A 1,556-nucleotide genomic window follows, 5' to 3' on the forward strand; every position below is an offset into this window, starting at 1 on the left:
GTAGAAAGTGTTATGAGAGGTGGGCAACCAAGATATACAGTAGATTTATCTATTGCAACAGCTTATATGATATTAGAAGCATATGAACAAGGATTAGGGACTTGTTGGCTAGGAAGCTATGATGAAAATATGGTAAAAGATGTATTAGGCATTCCAGAAGAGGTAAGGGTAGTTGCAATAACACCATTAGGGTATCCAGATGAATCACCTGCTCCAAGGCCAAGAAAGGAACTTGGCGAAATTATAAGTTATGACAAATACTAATCCATTTGCCAAAAGATAGAATTCTGCTATAATATCAAATATAAAGAAAAGAAACAAGATATGAAAAGGAGAATAGTATATGATTAGAAAACTTAAAGATATAGAACCAGTAATCCATGAAGATACATTTATAGCAGATACTGCTATGGTGATAGGAGATGTAAACATAGGAGAAGGTACAAGTATTTGGTATGGGGCTGTTTTAAGAGGAGATATTGAAAATATCACAATAGGTAGATTTTCCAACATTCAAGACAATGCAACTGTTCATACAGAAACAGATATACCTACTAAGGTAGGAAACTATACTGTAGTAGGACATAACGCAATTGTTCATGGTTGTACTATAGGAGATAATTGTCTAATAGGAATGGGTTCAATAATTTTAAATAGAGCAGTTATAGGAGATAATTGTATAATTGGCGCTGGAACTGTAGTTACAGAGGGTAAAAACATACCTTCTAATTCTTTAGTAATGGGGGTCCCAGGTAAAGTTGTGAGACAAGTTACTGATGAAGAAATTGAAGCTATAAAGAAAAATGCTCTAAGATACAATAAATTATATAAAAAGCATATGTAAATTTGTAGATAATGAATCCTGATTAGAATCACTTTCTAATCAGGGTTTTAAATTAATAAAAAGGAAGCATCAGAAGGGCTATAATATAGATTATTGAAATACTGGATTGACTTTTATTCATAAAAAGGGTAAAATGATTTAACGAAGTAAAATTCTAATTACTAATAGTAAAAGATATTTGGCAGTGACTGAATATTGCATACATTTAAGTTTAAAGTATTAATTTCTAATTAGTAGTTGCAATAATATTTTGGAGGAATGATCATGGGAAACAATAAAAAAACTAAAGAGAAGAAAACTATAGCTTCTGTTATCAAAGCTATAGAGGTAATAGAGTATATTGCCTATTCTGAAAAGGAAGTTGGAGTAACCGAAATAAGTAATGGATTAAATTATGGTGTAAGCGCTACTTATCATTTGCTAAATACCTTAAAAGAATGTAATATAATAGTACAAAATGATAGAACAAAAAAGTATAGTTTAGGATTAAAACTTTGGCAAATTGGAATGTTAGCATATGGTCAAAATCACATATCTGTTACATTAAAACCATATTTAAAAAAATTAAAAGACCTTACTGGTGAAACGGTTAATTTAACAATTATGGACAATCATGAAATAGTATATATTGCACAAGAAGAAAGTGATAAACTAGTTAAGATGTTTACTACTACAGGTGCAACAGCACCATTGCATTGTACTGCTGGAGGAA

Annotated in this window: 3 protein-coding genes; all 3 read left to right on the forward strand. The window is 30.7% G+C overall.

From position 1 onward, the window contains the following. On the forward strand, positions 1–264 hold a 264-nt coding region (locus VK998_RS07600; RefSeq protein ID WP_325227263.1), incomplete at its 5' end, for a nitroreductase family protein. A gap of 79 nt (positions 265–343) precedes the next feature. Beyond that, positions 344–844: a gamma carbonic anhydrase family protein gene (locus tag VK998_RS07605; RefSeq protein WP_325227266.1), complete on the forward strand. Its 501-nt coding sequence runs from the start codon at positions 344–346 to the stop codon at positions 842–844. A 264-nt stretch (positions 845–1,108) separates the two neighbouring features. After that, positions 1,109–1,556 (forward strand): IclR family transcriptional regulator (locus VK998_RS07610; protein ID WP_325227270.1); only part of this gene is annotated, 448 nt, incomplete at its 3' end.

The organism is Schnuerera sp., assembly GCF_035459645.1.
Classification (GTDB): Bacteria; Bacillota; Clostridia; order Tissierellales; family Tepidimicrobiaceae; genus Schnuerera.